A 16,816-nucleotide genomic window follows, 5' to 3' on the forward strand; every position below is an offset into this window, starting at 1 on the left:
TGGTTTCGTTTGGAGTGATGGAAATGTTAATGCCATTTCGCAAAGTGGCTACCAGTGATGGCCCGCTGAAGTTTAACGAACAGTGGGATATCAAGGAACTGGTTTCTAACCGACAAGATATCACAGCCGTTACCCCGCTGACTGCGGATTTATCTGCAGAATTCAGAGAAGGTGACGTTGTGGATGTTCATGGCAAGCTGACCATAGGAGTGGACATGTTGTGCTCCCGTTGTCTCAAGCCGATCAATGAACATTTTCATATTGATTTTCATGAGCAATTCAAGCAGGGAAAACAGCCAGAGGGATTACACGAAGACGATGATACGCTCTATGTGGATGGAGATAGCGTTGATCTGAAGGGTTATGCTGAGGAAGCTTTTCTGCTGGATCTTCCGTTTATACCGCTATGCAGCGATACATGCAAAGGGTTATGCCCCAAGTGTGGCCATGAGCTGAACGAAGGTGACTGCGGTTGTGATAACCAGGTTATCGATCCGCGGCTTGCAGGGCTCAAGGATTTTTTTAAATGAGCATGATTGAAAATCGAACATTGTAACAACTACCTGCAAAGGTTGATTTTGATAAGGAGGTGGGAATAATGGCAGTACCTCAACGGAGAACGTCCAAGACGCGTCGCGACAAACGTCGCACTCACTTTAAATTGGCTGTACCGGGCATGGTGAAATGTGAACAATGTGGCGAACTTAAACTTAGTCACCACGTGTGCAAAGTGTGCGGAACGTACAAAGCAAGAGAGATCATCTCTCAATAATAGTTGGACATTAAGTAGCACTTCATTTCGATGAGGTGCTACTTTTTTTGGATTAGAGGGTGGCTATAGAGGGAGTTGGCAGGCATGAAATCCGTGCTTCACAGGGGTGTATTGTTTTTGTTAGGCCAGTCTTTCTTTTTGATACGGGATGAGATATACTATAGTTTAGTACCAGGTTCTAAGATTTGACGTTACATATAGATGAACCATAATCCGTTTGAGAACGACCCTGGTGACCAGGGATGCAACTATAGAAGCAACACGAAAGAATGGTTGAACTGGCCGGACGGGACGGTTCCGTAAACGATACAGCGGGGGGTGTCAGGCATCGAACGTGTACCGAAGAGACAGAGGCAACAGCAGTTAACCAAAATGATAGAAGAGAACCCGTTTGTGACGGATCAGGAACTTACACGCCAATTGAAGGTGAGTATTCAGACGATTCGTCTTGACAGGCTGGAACTTGGAATACCTGAACTTCGGGAACGCATGAAACTGATGGCAGAGCTCTCGTATGATCAGGTACGCTCGTTGCCCTTGCATGAGATTATCGGTGATATTGTGGATCTACAGCTGGATAAAAGCGGGATTTCCCTGTTTGAGATTAAGGAAGAACACGTGTTTTCCAGAACAGGCATTGCACGTGGACACTATGTCTTTGCACAGGCTAACTCCTTGGCTGTAGCGATTATTAATGACGAGATCGCGTTGACTGCATCAGCAGACATTCGCTTTGTCCGTTCGGTTCATTTGGGAGAGAAATGTATTGCAAAGGCTTATGTGAGATCGATTCCGGGTCAAAAGGGCAAAGCCAAAGTGGAAGTATTCACTTATGTAGGTGAAGAAATGGTGTTTCAAGGCAACTTTGTAATCTACCATTCAGGTGGAGAAGACAGCGGAGAAGGAGGTCATTTGGAATGAAAATCGTCATTGATGCCATGGGAGGCGACAATGCACCTGCATCAACGGTAGAAGGTGCGATTGCCGCAGCCACGGAATGGGCGGATACACAGATCGTCCTGATCGGCGATGAAGCCAAGCTGGAACCTCTTTTGAGTCAGTCAGGTGTTAGACCTGCCAATCTTACGGTCCGGCATGCTTCCGAAGTTATTGGTTCGGATGATGAACCCGTCAAAGCAGTGCGTCGCAAAAAGGATGCCTCCATGGTGGTCGCAGGCCGTATGCTGAAAGAGGGCGAAGCGGACGCGATGATCTCGGCGGGCAATACTGGAGCGCTCATGACAGCGGGTTTGCTTGTTGTAGGTCGCATGGCAGGCATTGAACGTCCGGCGCTTGCGCCTATGATTCCAACGATTGATGATGTAGGTGTGCTTGCGCTGGATCTAGGAGCGAATATGGATGCCAAACCGGAGCACCTTGCACAATATGGCCTGATGGGCAGTTTGTATCGGCAAAAAGTACAGGGCATTGAGTCCCCACGAGTGGGCTTGCTCAATGTAGGAACAGAGCCAGGCAAGGGAAATGAGTTAACCAAACATGCATACCCTTTACTGGAACAACTCCCAATTCGGTTTGTCGGTAATGTTGAGGCACGTGATGTGCTGACTGGTGCTTGTGATGTGCTTGTATGTGACGGTTTTGCAGGGAATATCCTGCTGAAATCGCTAGAGGGCACAGCAGGTGCCATTTTCGCCTTGCTTAAGGAACAATTCTCATCTTCTCTCAAAAGTAAACTGGCTGCAGCTGTACTAATGCCTGAGCTGCGTGGGTTGAAACGTAAGCTGGATTATACGGAGCATGGCGGAGCGCCACTCCTTGGTTTGAGTAGACTGGTTGTGAAAAGTCATGGATCTGCTGATGGCAATGCCATCAAAAATGCTGTGCGTCAAGCTCGGATTGCAGTGCAGAATCAGCTGGTAGAGAGCATATCTAAGGAAATTAGCGGGAAGTGAGTGACGATATGAATAATTTGCGCCCAGTAGGGGTTATTGGTACAGGGAAATATGTGCCTGAGAAAATTTTGACAAATAGCGATCTGGAGAAAATGGTCGATACCAATGACGAGTGGATCGTCAGTCGTACTGGAATCAAAGAGCGTCACATCGCTGCACCCGATCAGGCAACTTCTGATCTGGCATACGAAGCGGCTATTAAAGCCCTTGAATCTGCAGGCATGACAGGCAGTGATCTTGATCTGATTATTGTTGCAACCATTACCCCGGATTCTTCGTTCCCATCGACAGCTTGCATCTTGCAGGACAAATTGGGTGCAAAAGGTGCCGCGGCATTTGATCTGTCGGCTGCTTGTTCCGGATTTGTATACGGTTTGGCTAGTGCTACGAGCTTCATCCAAAGCGGTATGTACAACAATGCACTTGTTATTGGTGCAGACTGCTTGTCTCGCATTACGGATTATACAGACCGCAACACATGTGTCCTTTTTGGTGATGGAGCAGGCGCGGTAGTCGTTGGTGAAGTTCCGGAAGGTCGCGGCTTCAAAGCATTCGATCTCGGTGCCGAAGGTGCTGGCGGTAGTCTTCTTCAGATGGAAGGCGGCGGTTCCCGTCTGCCTGCTTCCGCAGAGACCGTTGAAAATAAAAAACATTACATCTACATGAACGGTCGTGAAGTGTTCAAGTTTGCGGTACGTGTCATGGGGACGGCTACCATTGAGGTATTACGCAAGGCTGGCATGGAGCGTACGGATGTGGATCTGTTTGTTCCTCACCAAGCGAATATTCGGATTATCCAATCTGCGATGCAACGACTTGAACTTCCTGAAGAAAAGGTTGTAGTCAACGTGGATAAGTATGCAAACACATCGGCAGCTTCCATCCCGCTTGCTCTGGTAGAAGCTGCGGAGGAAGGTCGCATGAAAGCCGGAGATACCGTTCTGATGGTTGGATTCGGTGGCGGTTTGACATGGGGTGCATCGGTACTCGTTTGGTAAAATAGACATCTGGGAGATGAATGAGATGGGTAAAATAGCATTTGTATTTCCCGGACAGGGATCACAGGCTGTAGGCATGGCCAAGGACGCGTATGAGTCCGTGCCTGCGGCAACTGAAATTTTTCGCACAGCAGATGAAACATTGGGTTTCTCGCTGAGCAACCTTGTATTTGAAGGACCGGAGACCGAGTTGAAACAGACATCAAATACACAACCGGCTCTGTTGACAGCAAGTATTGCCTTGCTTGAAGCTTTCAAAGAAAAAGGAATTCAGCCTGACTATACGGCTGGACACAGTCTGGGAGAATACAGTGCACTGGTGGCAGCGGGCGTTCTTTCGTTTGCTGACGCAGTGAGCACTGTACGGGCACGTGGTCAGTATATGGAACAGGCAGTACCAGGTGGACAAGGAGCGATGGCTGCTGTGTTGGGTGCGGATCGGGAAGCGCTGGGGGTGCTTTGCCGTGACGTATCTGAAAGTGGTCATGCGGTTGAACTTGCCAATATTAATTGTCCGGGACAAATCGTCATTTCTGGTGTGAAGGAGGGCGTAGCTGCTGTCGCGGGACGAGTGAAAGAAGCAGGCGGTAAACGCGCCATTGCATTGGAAGTAAGCGGTCCGTTCCACTCTTCATTGATGAAGGGTGCAGCTGAGAAGCTGGCAGAGAAACTGAAAACCGTTACGTTCTCACCGGCAGCGGTCCCTGTAGTCGCTAATGTGACTGCAAGACCTGCAGAGGATGGACAGGTTCAGGATTTGTTGACAGCTCAGGTCTATTCTCCTGTATTATGGGAAGACAGTGTGACATGGCTTATTGAGCAAGGCGTGGATACGTTCATCGAGATTGGATCTGGCAGTGTATTGACCGGTTTGATTAAAAAAACAGATAAAACCGTAAAATTGTACAATGTGAACAGTATTGAAACGCTCGAAGCAACGGCAAGTGAATTAGAAGGAGTTATATGAGTTAAACTAAACTTTTTACATGAGAACGGAGAGGACAGAAAAAATCTGGGGATAACAGCGATCGGAAGGTTATTCTGTCATCGGAGTGGCAAGTGTAAACATTCTTTGGTTGAACTGATATAGATTTGGGGAAAGGAGGAATGATTATGTCTAAACCATTAGAAGGTAAAAATGCACTCGTTACCGGGGCATCCCGGGGCATTGGGCGCAGTATTGCACTGGCACTTGCTGAAGCTGGAGCGAACGTAGCCGTGAATTATGCGGGTAGTCAAGCGGCAGCTGAGGAAGTGGCGGAAGCGATTCGTGCCAAAGGAGTCAAAGCGATTACACTTCAAGCCAATGTTGGCCTGATGGATGAAGCTGAACAAATGGTCAAAGCTACACTCGAAGCATGGGGAAACGTTGATATTCTGGTGAACAATGCCGGTATTACCCGTGATAATCTGATCATGCGTATGAAAGAGGAAGAATTCGATCAGGTTATTGAAACCAATCTTAAAGGTGTGTTTAACTGCCTTAAGGCGGTTACACGTCCAATGATGAAACAACGGTCGGGAAGAATTATCAATATCTCCTCGGTTGTAGGTGTGCTCGGTAATGCTGGACAAGCAAACTATGTTGCTGCCAAAGCAGGAGTCATTGGGCTGACAAAGGCATCTGCTCGTGAACTGGCTTCTCGTGGAATCACAGTTAACTGTGTTGCACCAGGTTTCATTGAGACAGATATGACAAAAGAGTTGTCCCAGGAGCTGGTGGACGGTATGCTAAGTGGTATTCCGTTGTCCCGTTTGGGTCAGCCGGATGAAATCGCCGGTGTAGTCACTTTCCTGGCTTCACAGGCTTCATCTTATATGACAGGGCAGACGCTGCATGTCGATGGTGGCATGTACATGTAATTCTTCCCGGACTTGAACAATAGTCGGGGAACAGGCGCTGGACGATCCGAAATGCCGGAAAAAGGCCGGGTTCCCCGGCCGGGAGCCGCATATGTCTTCTATGGCATTTTGCCTGCGATTCTCGTATAATACCAAAGAAGGAGGTGAACCGGATGTCCGATGTATTGGAGCGTGTAAAACGCATCGTCGTCGACCGCTTGGGCGCAGACGAAGCTGAAGTTACACTTGAAGCATCTTTCAAAGAAGATTTGGGTGCTGATTCTTTGGATGTAGTGGAATTGGTCATGGAATTGGAAGATGAATTTGATTTGGAAATCTCTGATGAAGATGCAGAAAAAATCACGACCGTAGGTGAAGTTGTAAACTACATACAATCTCATACCTAAAGTCATTTTTAGTCCCGCACATGTTTTCGAACAGGCGGGACTTCTCATCATTCATTGGTTTTTCTCATTCCGCAAGCAGCTCTACTCAAACAGGCCTATCTTGGTTGAATAGATGCCTGTTTGCGGATATTCCCACAAAATACTTGCGTAATGCAGTCGATATAGAGGTGACTCGGTTTGAAACAAAGAGTAGTAATTACCGGAATGGGCGTAATGACATCGCTCGGAAAAGATTTGGAAACGTTCTGGGGCAGTTTAATGGCAGGAAAGTCCGGAATTTCTCAGATTGAGGCGTTTGATGTTAGTGAATACACGACACAGATTGCAGCCGAGATCAAGGATTTCAACCCGGAAGAATATATGGATCGCAAGGATGCTCGCAAAATGGACCGTTTTGTACAGTTCGCTGTGGCAGCCGGCTTCAAAGCCGTTGAAGACAGTGGTCTGAAAATTAACGAGAATATTGATGCAGAGCGATTCGGTGTATCCATCGGATCAGGTATTGGTGGATTGGGTACGTGGGAGGACCAACATAACGCATTGTTGCAAAAAGGTCCAAAACGGGTAAGCCCATTCTTTATTCCCATGATGATCTCCAACATGGCTTCAGGCCAAATGTCCATTTCTCTTGGTGCCAAAGGTCCTAACATTAATGTTGTTACTGCTTGTGCAACAGGTACACACTCCATCGGAGATTCCTTCAAGCTGATTGCGAATGGTGATGCAGATGCCATGATCTGTGGTGGTGCGGAAGCAACAATCAGACCAACGGGTCTTGCAGGGTTCTGTGCGATGCGCGCAATGTCTACACGTAATGATGATCCTGCGAAGTCAAGTCGTCCTTTTGATACAGAACGTGATGGTTTTGTTATGGGCGAAGGCGCTGGTGTTCTGATTCTGGAATCCCTGGAGCATGCTCAAAAACGTGGTGCACGCATTTATGGTGAAGTGATCGGTTACGGTCTGACAGGTGATGCACATCACATGACAGAACCAGATCCGGACGGAGCAGCACGTTGCATGAAGATGGCACTTCGTAATGCGGGTATTGAGCCTGAAGAAGTAGACTACATTAATGCACACGGAACTTCGACGCCTGTAGGCGACAGATCCGAAACGCTTGCAATCAAAAAGGCGTTTGGTGATCATGCGTACAAGCTCGCCGTGAGTTCCACTAAATCCATGACGGGCCACATGCTTGGCGCTGCTGGTGGTGTAGAAGCGGTCATCTGCGGATTGTCACTGACACATCAGACACTGGCTCCAACGATTAACCTGGAAAATCAGGACCCAGAATGTGATCTGGATTATGTACCAAATGTTCCACGTCAAACCAAAGTTAATATTGCCATGTCCAATTCATTTGGATTCGGCGGTCACAATGCCACCATTATTCTCAAAAAATTTGAAGCATAAGGGGCTAGTTCGTTTGAGTGAAGATCTGAAGCAGTTACAACATAAACTTCAAATCAAATTTGACAACAGGCAGCTTTTAAAACAAGCGTTTACCCATGCTTCTTATGTAAACGAACACCGGTTCAGTCAGCATCAGGACAACGAGCGTCTGGAGTTTCTGGGCGATGCCGTGCTGGAACTGACTGTATCGGAGTACTTGTATCATTTGTATCCTAACCGTCCGGAAGGTGAATTAACTAAGCTGCGGGCATCCATTGTCTGTGAGCCTTCCCTCGTCAAATTTGCTGAAGCGTTGGGTTTTGGGCAGTATGTACTTCTTGGTAAAGGTGAGGAACTAACTGGAGGACGGACACGGCCGGCTCTGCTGGCAGATGTGTTTGAATCTTTCATTGGTGCATTGTATCTGGATCAGGGGCTTGCGCCTGTCCGGACATTTCTCGACCAGCATGTCTTCCCATTAATCGTATTGGGCAGCAAGCTGCAAATGAGTGATTACAAAACGGAACTGCAGGAACTTACTCAGCATCACAATATGGGAGCTTTGGAATACCGTATCGTTGAGGAACGGGGACCTGCCCATGAACGTGAGTTTGTCTCGGAGGTCCATATGGGTCAAGAACGGCTTGGCAGAGGTACAGGACGTTCCAAAAAGGAAGCGGAACAACAGGCTGCATCTGCAGCACTTGATCGACTGAAGCTTCCGGAAGCCGGAGCTTAACCGATAGCGCATAGACAAACGAAGAGCAAAGAGCAGCCCGCGGGTCCGCCCCGGCGGAAGTAATCGGCCGGACTGCTTTTTGCTCTTTTTTTTGTAAAGAGGTTCAGGGGGAGTTTGCCTGATCGTTAACTCATAAGTTGAATCTTATTTTACACAAAACGAAGAGTGCAGAACCAATCTGAAGAAGCGAAGCTAAAAGCTTTCTGAAAGAAAGCTACATCGGAAGCATATGCTCTGCATTTATCAACGGATTTTTCCCTTGGATAAGGGAATCAAGAAAATCTGGGGATAAGAGCGATCGGAGGATGGTACTGCAATTGGAGTGATCATGTGTAATGACAATTGTTCAATTTATTTAGCGCTTGAATGCAATACTTGAAATTTGCAAGAGGAGGTGACGAGAAACCCTATGTTTTTAAAACGGATTGAATTGGGTGGATTCAAGTCATTCGCCGACAAAACGGAGATGGAATTCGTTCGTGGCATTACGGCTGTTGTAGGTCCGAACGGAAGTGGCAAGAGTAATATATCGGACGGAATCCGTTGGGTTCTGGGGGAACAGAGTGCCAAGTCGCTGCGTGGTGGCAAGATGGAAGATATCATCTTTGCAGGCAGTGACGCACGGAAGGCCGTTAATTTCGGTGAGGTGTCGCTAACACTTGATAACGAGGATCACGCACTTGCATTGGATTTTGGTGAAGTGACGGTGACTCGTCGTGTACATCGCAGCGGAGATAGTGAATATTTTATTAACAAGCAATCTTGTCGTTTGAAGGATATTACGGAGTTGTTTATGGATACCGGCATCGGTAAGGAAGCCTACTCGATTATTGGACAGGGGCGAATCGAAGAGATTCTGAGTACCCGTTCAGAGGATCGCAGAGGCATCTTTGAAGAAGCTTCAGGTATCGTTAAATATAAATCCCGCAAGCGGGATGCGACGCGCAAACTGGATGAGACAGAGCAGAATTTGCTGCGGATTCATGATCTGGTGACTGAACTGGAAGATCAGATTGGACCGCTAAAGGAACAATCGGAGAAAGCGATCCATTATAAGGAACTTCGTTCACAGCTCAAATCACAGGAAATTTCCATGTATGTGTACCAGATCGAACAGATCCATGCGTCCTGGAGTAAGGCGAATGAGCGACTGCAATCCCTGAAGCAGGAAGAGGTTGGACTGGCAGCGATTGTCTCTACGCATGATGCCAAGCTGGAAAATGATCGGAATGCGCTGCGTATCCTGGAAACAGAGACAGAGCAACTGCAAGCCGCTTTATTGCAATTCAGTGAAGCGACTGAGAAAAGTGAAGGGCTTGGGGAATTGCTCAAGGAGCGCTCACACCATCTGCAAACGAATCAGGAGCAGCTCAAAGTAACGCTTGCCGCCAGTGAAGAGAGACATCGCGAACGGGAAACGGAGCTGCTTGCACTGCGTGAGAAGTTTGGCAAGCTTGAGCATGAACTGAATGATGTGAGAAATCAGTTGTCTCAGGAAGAAGCCAAACTCATCGGTGTTACAGGTGGCATTAGTCAACAGCAAGAGGAAAGCCTCAAAGGCAATTTGCTGGAACTGATGAATCAGATGGCTCAGACACGCAATGAAATTCGTTATGTGGATCAGCAGAAAGAAACGCTGGAGCGCAGGATGAATCGCGCGGCTGAAGAATCAGGCAAATGGGAAGATCAGAAAGAGACACTGGAAAGTCGCAAAGCGGACATTGAGAAAAAAGTTGTTCGTTTGGGCAAAGAAATCAGTGATCTGCGTGGTGGTTACATTACGGAAAGTGAACGACTTCAGTCGTTGCAGAAGCTGCTCGAAGAAAGTCGAGGCACGGTCCGTAAATGGGAACAGAAGCGTGAAGCTCAAGTCTCCCGCCGCGATACGATGAAAGAGATGCAGGATGATTTTGACGGATTCATGCTGGGTGTCAAGGAGGTCCTGAAGGCTTCACGTAAAGGTACGCTCAATGGTGTTCATGGAGCTGTGGCTGAACTTGTTAAAGTTCCCGAGAAGATCGAACTTGCCGTAGAGACTGCAATGGGAGCATCCTTGCAGCATGTGGTCATGGAAAATGAATCAGTTTCCAGACAGGCAATCGCTTTCCTGAAGCAACGCCAGTTGGGGCGTGCAACGTTCCTGCCTCTGGATGTCATTCGTCCTCGTGCCATTGGAGCGGCTGAACGTTCCATGATCGAAGGTATGGAGGGTTTTGTGGGGATCGGTGCTGATCTTGTACAATTCGAATCCAAGTACGCTTCGATCATTGGCAGCTTGCTCGGTAATGTTATTATTGCCGAAACGCTGGAGGTTGCCAATAAAATTGCGGCTCGTTGCCAGTATCGTTTCCGTGTCGTGACCCTTGAAGGTGACGTGGTCAATGCCGGTGGTTCCATGACGGGTGGTAGCCAGCACAAGAAAAATGTGAGTCTGCTCAGTCGGAAACGGCAGCTGGACCAGCTCGACCAGGATATTTTGGATACCGAAAATCAGATCGTGAAACTGCATCGCAGTGTGGATGATGTAAAAGTTCAACTGGAGCAGTGTCAGGACAAACTGGATGAACTTCGTCAGTCCGGTGACGATACCCGAAATGCAGAACAGCAGGCTTCGATGGAAATGAAGCAGGTAGAGCATGAGCTTCGCCATGTGCTTGAACAGGTTGCCGTTGCCGGGCAGGAGAAGAGCGGCTTCACCGAAGAGATCAAAGAGCTGGATACGGCTCGTATCGTCGCTGTGAAGAAGCTGGAGCAGCTTGAAGAGGAAGAAAAAGCGACCCATCGTGCCATTCATGCAGCTGAGTTTGCTCGGAAAGCCAATGAATCCGCGAAGGAAGAATTGCAGAGCCAACTCACCGAATTGAAAGTGCGCGAAGGCAAGCTTGATCAGGAGCGATTCTCCAATGGAGAACAATTGCGACGTTTGGAGCGGGAAGTGGAGTCGTTGGTGAAAGATCTTCGTCAGAATCGCACGTTGCTGGCTTCGATGGAAGCAGATCTCAAGAAAACACAGACCGAGAGTGTTAAGCAGATTGAAGATCTGAACCAGTACAAGCTGAAAAAAGCGGAAGCTTCCCAGGAGCTGGACTTCAAACGTGCTGCCCGAAGTGAGTTGTCGAAGAAGCTTGAGCTTGCCGAGAGCGAAACGAAGGAACAGCGCACGCAGTTAAAAGCTGTGGAAGAGCAGATGCGACAGACGGAAATTTCCGTGAACCGGCTGGATGTTGAGCTGGAAAATATACTTCGAAAACTGACGGATGAATACGAACTGGGCTATGAACTGGCCAAAGAGCGTTATCCTGTGCCGGAAGACGTGGAGCATACACAGGCAGAGGTACAGAAGCTGAAGCGTAGTATATCGGCCCTGGGTGATGTGAACCTGGGAGCGATTGAGGAGTTCCAGCGAGTCAATGAGCGATACGAGTTCCTGAGTGAACAGAAGAATGACCTGGTGGAAGCTAAAACAACGTTGTATCAGGTTATTCGGGAAATGGAAGACGAGATGGCGAAGCGATTCAAGATCACGTTTGATGCCATCCGCCGTGAGTTTGGTACCGTGTTTAGCAAGCTGTTTGGCGGGGGACGTGCTGACCTTGTTCTGATGGACCCGGAGCGCTTGCTTGAAACGGGAATAGATATTGTGGCTCAGCCACCAGGCAAGAAACTGCAAAACCTGCAACTGTTATCCGGTGGGGAGCGGGCTTTGACGGCGATGGCTTTATTATTTGCCATTCTGCATGTCAAACCTGTACCATTCTGCGTGCTGGATGAAGTAGAAGCAGCACTGGACGAAGCTAACGTCGTACGTTTTGCCCAGTACTTGCGTGAATTCTCCGAACAGACACAGTTTATCGTTGTTACCCATCGTAAAGGTACGATGGAAGAGGCAGATGTGCTGTACGGTGTTACAATGGAAGAGGGCGGAGTATCCAAGCTTGTTTCGGTTAAACTGGAAGATGAGGAAGCAGTAATTGCCTGATCTGATCCAAACCTGCGAGACAAATGAACTCATTGTAATCATTGAAAATCATTCAGATTGAGCATTTTTGCAAAAGCGCTTAGATTATGGACACGATGGAGGGGCTTTATGAGTTTTTTTAAAAAGCTGAGAGACAGCATTGCAAGCAAAACGGAGTCGGTCACCAAACAGTTCAAGGATGGATTGGAAAAGACACGTAAAGGGTTAGTGGAAAAAGTGTCGGATCTCGTAATCCGCCGCAAAAAAATCGATGAAGAGTTCTATGAAGAACTGGAAGAGATTTTGATCGGAGCAGACGTTGGTGTGAATACAGTCATGAATCTGATCGAAGACCTGCGCGTTGAGGTGAAAAAACGCAAAATTGAGGACGCGGCTGAGCTGCAGCCTGTATTGTCCGAGAAACTGACGGATCTTCTTCGCGGTGAACAGAATAACGAATTGAAAATGAACCCGGATGGCATTACCGTCATTTTGTTCGTTGGTGTTAACGGTGTTGGTAAAACAACAACGATTGGCAAGCTGGCACATCGATTTAAACAACAAGGTAAAAAAGTCATCATGGCTGCTGGAGATACGTTCCGTGCAGGAGCTATTGAACAGCTGGAAGTATGGGGACAACGTGCTGGTGTCGATGTGATCAAACAGCAATCTGGTTCTGATCCAGCAGCGGTTATGTATGATGCGGTACAAGCAGCGAAACAACGGGGTGCGGATGTTCTGCTCTGTGATACAGCAGGTCGTCTGCAAAACAAATCCAACCTGATGGACGAGCTTAACAAGATCTATCGTGTCATTCAGCGTGAGATTCCGGATGCTCCGCATGAAGTACTGATGGTACTGGATGCAACAACAGGTCAAAATGCTTTAAATCAGGCTAAACTTTTCGGTGAGAAAAGCGGTGTAACTGGCCTCGTATTGACGAAACTGGATGGAACAGCCAAAGGCGGGATCGTTGTTGCGATCCGTCAGGAGCTGGACTTGCCTGTGAAGCTCGTAGGACTGGGTGAGAAAATTGATGATCTGCAGCCGTTTGATTCGGAGCAATTTGTGCATGCTTTGTTCGCCGGATTGATTCAGGAACAGCCAGCGGAAAGTGCTGAAGAAGAGGAAGCTAATTCCTAGAATCATTAATAATAGTTTGAATTAATAATGTTAACCGTATTGCCAGTGATATACGTGATAAGTGTCACGTGTAATGTCACTGGCAATACGTGTATAATGGAGGTATAAAGAAGGCAATGTTAAAGGGTTAGAAAGGACGGTTGAAAATGGCCAATACGTATACCTATTCTCGCCGTGAAGAAGTCGCCAATGCGGTGACACATGGAATCGGCGCTGCACTCAGTGTAGCTGCACTGGTGATATTGATTGTATTTTCAAGTATGAAAGGCACGGCCTGGCATGTGGTCAGTTTCACGATCTACGGGATCACCATGCTGCTGCTCTATACAAGCTCTACACTCGTGCATGCATGGAAAGATGGAAAAGTGAAAGATTTATTTGAGATTTTCGACCATTCTTCCATATATTTGTTTATTGCCGGATCATATACTCCGCTTTTGTTTATTGCTGTTCGCGGTACACTTGGATGGACCCTGTTCGGTATAATCTGGGGAATCGCATTATTCGGCGTGATCTTTAAGGCATTTTTTACGAAAAGGTTTCTATTCATGTCCACGATTTTCTATATTGCGATGGGCTGGCTCATCGTTATTGCCTGGCAACCGCTTATGGCTGCCATTCCTACAGGCGGCATTGTGCTGCTGGTTGCTGGAGGCCTGATGTATACACTGGGTACGCTCTTTTATGTATGGCGTGGATTTCCGTACCACCATGCGATTTGGCATCTCTTTGTGCTAGCAGGCAGTATTCTTCATTTCTTTATGGTACTGCTGTACCTGACACCTCTTCGTTAGAACACCATAAACGGATGCATCTCCAGGACTGAGACGCATTCGTTTTTTCTTCTAAATAGAGGTGGATTGCAGAGATACAGATTGAATTTGCTAGTTGTGAAAAAGGGCATAAACCACCTGTTAAACATCGAAATAACATATCATCAGAGCTGTTTTTATTGTGACAAGTATTTTTGCTTGACAACCTGATTTGTTTTAGGTATTATTAGGAACGTTGCAAGAGTGTAAAGTGTTTTTCCTTGACGAAGGGAGTGCCCCGATGTGAGTCAAGAAAATCGGCTTGAGAAGACAAACCGGATTAACTTGCTGTTTGCTTTTTATGAATTGTTACTTACCGAGAAACAGCAGACTTTTCTAAAGTATTACTTTCATGACGATTTCTCACTTGGTGAAATTGCAGCCGAGTTTGAGATCAGCCGCCAGGCGGTATACGAGCATATCAAGCGTGCCGAACAAGTGCTGGAAAATTACGAAAGCAAGCTGGGCTTGCTGGAAAAGCATGAACGGCGTAATCGCAATCTTGAAGATTTGAAAAATGCATTGGAACGCGCAGGCGTCTCCATTGATAACAACAAACAAATACACGATATCGTTGCTCAGCTTAGTGAATGAAAAGTTGGCTGAGCGGAACGTATCGGTCTTGAAAACAGTATTAAAGCTTAAGGAGGTGGGATCATGGCATTTGAAGGATTAACGACCCGATTACAGAATGTGTTCAGCAAGCTGCGCGGCAAAGGCAAGGTGTCTGATGAAGACGTAGCCGAGGCTATGCGCGAGGTACGTCTGGCATTGCTCGAAGCGGATGTAAACTTCAAAGTGGTCAAGGAATTCATCGCCAAGGTGAAAGAGAAGGCTGTTGGCAAAGAAGTGATGGAGAGCTTCACGCCAGGAATGGTCATCATCGACATCGTTAACAAGGAACTAACGGATTTGATGGGTGGAAGCCAAGCGAAACTGGCTAAAGCGAACAAACCGCCTACGGTGCTGATGATGGTTGGTTTGCAGGGTGCTGGTAAAACAACCACATCGGGTAAACTGGCTAAAATGCTGCAAAAGCAAAACAGCAGACCATTACTTGTTGCAGGCGATATTTATCGTCCGGCAGCTATCAAACAGTTGCAAGTACTTGGCGAGCAGATCAAAGCGCCGGTATTCACACTGGGAGATCAGACAAGCCCTGTTGAGATCGCACGTCAAGGTCTCCAACATGCCAAAGATAACGGTAATGACTATGTCATTATCGATACAGCTGGACGTCTGCATGTTGATGAAGAACTGATGGAAGAACTTCGCCAGATTCACAGCGTAGTGAATCCGGATGAAGTACTGCTTGTCGTAGACAGCATGACAGGTCAGGATGCGGTTAACGTAGCAGAACACTTTAACCAGCAGCTTAATCTGACCGGGGTTGTCCTGACGAAGCTGGATGGCGATACTCGTGGTGGTGCTGCACTTTCCGTCAAAGCAGTTACGGGTTGTCCAATCAAGTTTGCTTCCCTTGGAGAGAAACTTGACGCCTTGGAGCCGTTCCACCCGGAACGTATGGCTTCACGGATCCTCGGTATGGGTGATATGTTATCTCTGATTGAGAAAGCACAATTAAACATTGATACCGATAAAGCCAAGGAAATGGAACGGAAGATGCGTAATGCAGAATTCACGTTTGAAGATTTCCTGGAGCAGATGGATCAAGTGAAAAAGCTGGGACCAATCGATCAGATCATGGATATGATCCCCGGCATGGGCAAGATGAAACAAGCCAAGGATCTGAAGGTTGATGATAAACAGATGGGCCGGATCGAAGCGATCGTTTACTCAATGACGACCGAGGAGAAACGCAACCCGGACATGATCAACCATAGCCGCCGGAAGCGTATTGCTACCGGAAGCGGAACATCTCTGGCTGAAGTAAATCGTCTGATCAAACAGTTTGATGAGATGCGCCGCATGATGAAACAGTTCTCGGATATGATGGGACCTAAAGGCGGTAAAAATAAAGCGATGAAGCAGCTTAAAGGTATGGGTAAAGGAATGAAGTTTCCTTTCCGTTGATTTAAGCGAAGCTGGATCATATACAGATTTCATTGAAGGAGGTGAATTTTCAAATGGCAGTTCGTATTCGTCTGAAACGTATGGGTGCTCACAAAGCTCCTTTCTACCGCGTAGTGGTATCGGATTCCCGTTCCCCACGTGACGGTCGTTTTATCGAGGAGATCGGTTACTACAACCCGGTTGAACAACCGGCTGTTGTTAAGATCGATGAAGATAAAGCATTGGCATGGCTTCAAAACGGTGCACAAGCATCTGACACTGTCCGCAACTTGCTTAGCAAAGCGGGCGTGATGAAGAAGTTCCACGAGTCTAAATTATCTAAATAAAGTGCTGATTCGGAGGGTCATCTATGGAAGAATTAGTAAGCATAATTGCTAAGGCTTTAGTCGATCATCCGGAAGATGTGACGGTTCGGACGGTTGAGAAAGACCGGCTTGTCGTTTATGAGTTAACCGTTCATCCTGACGATGTCGGGAAGGTAATTGGTAAACAGGGACGAATCGCGAAATCACTTCGTACGGTCGTCACATCAGCAGCAGTTAAGATGGATAAACGGGTTACCGTTGATATCATATCTTAAAGATATACGAAAGGGGGTTAGGATGCATGTCCTAGCCCCTTTTCGTGCATGCTGAACTTAATACGTTTGGATTAGATATTGAATTAAAATATTTTTGGGTATGAGTGACTTCGGAGCAGTGCAGGGGACGGGATCGATTCTGGAGAAGCGTTAGCGTTCGCCTTTATCACCTCATTTTCACCTTTTAAAGTAAGTTCAAAAAATGAGGGGGTAACAGCGATCG

General features: G+C 47.3%; 17 protein-coding genes. All 17 read left to right on the forward strand.

The window, feature by feature from the left end:
• Positions 1-23 precede the first annotated feature (23 nt).
• The 17 genes from AC4E8D_RS11365 (at position 24) to AC4E8D_RS11445 (ending at position 16,593) form a co-directional block, all read left to right on the forward strand.
• Positions 24-530, forward strand: coding sequence for a YceD family protein (locus AC4E8D_RS11365; RefSeq protein WP_221824203.1), 507 nt, complete (start codon positions 24-26; stop codon positions 528-530).
• A 68-nt stretch (positions 531-598) separates the two neighbouring features.
• Positions 599-772, forward strand: coding sequence for a 50S ribosomal protein L32 (gene rpmF / locus AC4E8D_RS11370; RefSeq protein WP_017689233.1), 174 nt, complete (start codon positions 599-601; stop codon positions 770-772).
• Between the two features lie 372 nt (positions 773-1,144).
• Positions 1,145-1,693: a transcription factor FapR gene (fapR, locus tag AC4E8D_RS11375; protein WP_047842457.1), complete on the forward strand. Its 549-nt coding sequence runs from the start codon at positions 1,145-1,147 to the stop codon at positions 1,691-1,693.
• Positions 1,690-2,685, forward strand: a complete 996-nt coding sequence (plsX, locus tag AC4E8D_RS11380) for a phosphate acyltransferase PlsX (RefSeq protein ID WP_047842458.1) — start codon at positions 1,690-1,692, stop codon at positions 2,683-2,685. The genes fapR and plsX overlap by 4 nt, the downstream gene beginning before the upstream one ends.
• An 8-nt stretch (positions 2,686-2,693) precedes the next feature.
• Positions 2,694-3,683, forward strand: a complete 990-nt coding sequence (locus AC4E8D_RS11385; RefSeq protein ID WP_091034990.1) for a beta-ketoacyl-ACP synthase III — start codon at positions 2,694-2,696, stop codon at positions 3,681-3,683.
• 25 nt (positions 3,684-3,708) lie between these two features.
• Entirely contained in the window at positions 3,709-4,650 is a 942-nt protein-coding gene (gene fabD / locus AC4E8D_RS11390) for an ACP S-malonyltransferase (protein WP_221824202.1), read from the forward strand.
• A 146-nt stretch (positions 4,651-4,796) separates the two neighbouring features.
• A complete protein-coding gene (gene fabG / locus AC4E8D_RS11395; RefSeq protein ID WP_017689228.1) occupies positions 4,797-5,546 on the forward strand; it encodes a 3-oxoacyl-[acyl-carrier-protein] reductase in 750 nt (249 codons plus the stop codon).
• Between the two features lie 152 nt (positions 5,547-5,698).
• Positions 5,699-5,932, forward strand: coding sequence for an acyl carrier protein (gene acpP / locus AC4E8D_RS11400; protein ID WP_024630176.1), 234 nt, complete (start codon positions 5,699-5,701; stop codon positions 5,930-5,932).
• A gap of 177 nt (positions 5,933-6,109) precedes the next feature.
• Positions 6,110-7,348 carry a beta-ketoacyl-ACP synthase II gene (fabF, locus tag AC4E8D_RS11405; protein WP_062833763.1) on the forward strand — a complete coding sequence of 413 codons (1,239 nt, stop codon included), beginning with the start codon at positions 6,110-6,112 and terminating at the stop codon, positions 7,346-7,348.
• A 13-nt stretch (positions 7,349-7,361) separates the two neighbouring features.
• Positions 7,362-8,066, forward strand: coding sequence for a ribonuclease III (rnc, locus tag AC4E8D_RS11410; protein WP_036670338.1), 705 nt, complete (start codon positions 7,362-7,364; stop codon positions 8,064-8,066).
• Between the two features lie 409 nt (positions 8,067-8,475).
• Positions 8,476-12,045: a chromosome segregation protein SMC gene (gene smc, locus AC4E8D_RS11415; RefSeq protein WP_221824201.1), complete on the forward strand. Its 3,570-nt coding sequence runs from the start codon at positions 8,476-8,478 to the stop codon at positions 12,043-12,045.
• 108 nt (positions 12,046-12,153) lie between these two features.
• The gene (gene ftsY / locus AC4E8D_RS11420; RefSeq protein ID WP_091031943.1) at positions 12,154-13,167 is read left to right on the forward strand and encodes a signal recognition particle-docking protein FtsY; all 1,014 of its coding nucleotides are present in this window, start codon (positions 12,154-12,156) and stop codon (positions 13,165-13,167) included.
• Between the two features lie 146 nt (positions 13,168-13,313).
• Positions 13,314-13,961: a PAQR family membrane homeostasis protein TrhA gene (gene trhA, locus AC4E8D_RS11425; RefSeq protein ID WP_221824199.1), complete on the forward strand. Its 648-nt coding sequence runs from the start codon at positions 13,314-13,316 to the stop codon at positions 13,959-13,961.
• A gap of 261 nt (positions 13,962-14,222) precedes the next feature.
• Positions 14,223-14,573 (forward strand): putative DNA-binding protein, encoded by a 351-nt coding sequence (locus AC4E8D_RS11430; RefSeq protein ID WP_413409656.1) that lies wholly within the window; start codon positions 14,223-14,225, stop codon positions 14,571-14,573.
• A 63-nt stretch (positions 14,574-14,636) separates the two neighbouring features.
• On the forward strand, positions 14,637-16,013 hold the full coding sequence (ffh, locus tag AC4E8D_RS11435) for a signal recognition particle protein (RefSeq protein ID WP_062833767.1): 1,377 nt from the start codon (positions 14,637-14,639) through the stop codon (positions 16,011-16,013).
• A 53-nt stretch (positions 16,014-16,066) separates the two neighbouring features.
• Positions 16,067-16,339, forward strand: a complete 273-nt coding sequence (gene rpsP / locus AC4E8D_RS11440; RefSeq protein ID WP_017689219.1) for a 30S ribosomal protein S16 — start codon at positions 16,067-16,069, stop codon at positions 16,337-16,339.
• Positions 16,340-16,362: 23 nt separating this feature from the next.
• Entirely contained in the window at positions 16,363-16,593 is a 231-nt protein-coding gene (locus AC4E8D_RS11445; protein WP_017689218.1) for a KH domain-containing protein, read from the forward strand.
• Positions 16,594-16,816: the final 223 nt, after the last annotated feature.

Source organism: Paenibacillus sp. SRL342 (genome assembly GCF_984798905.1).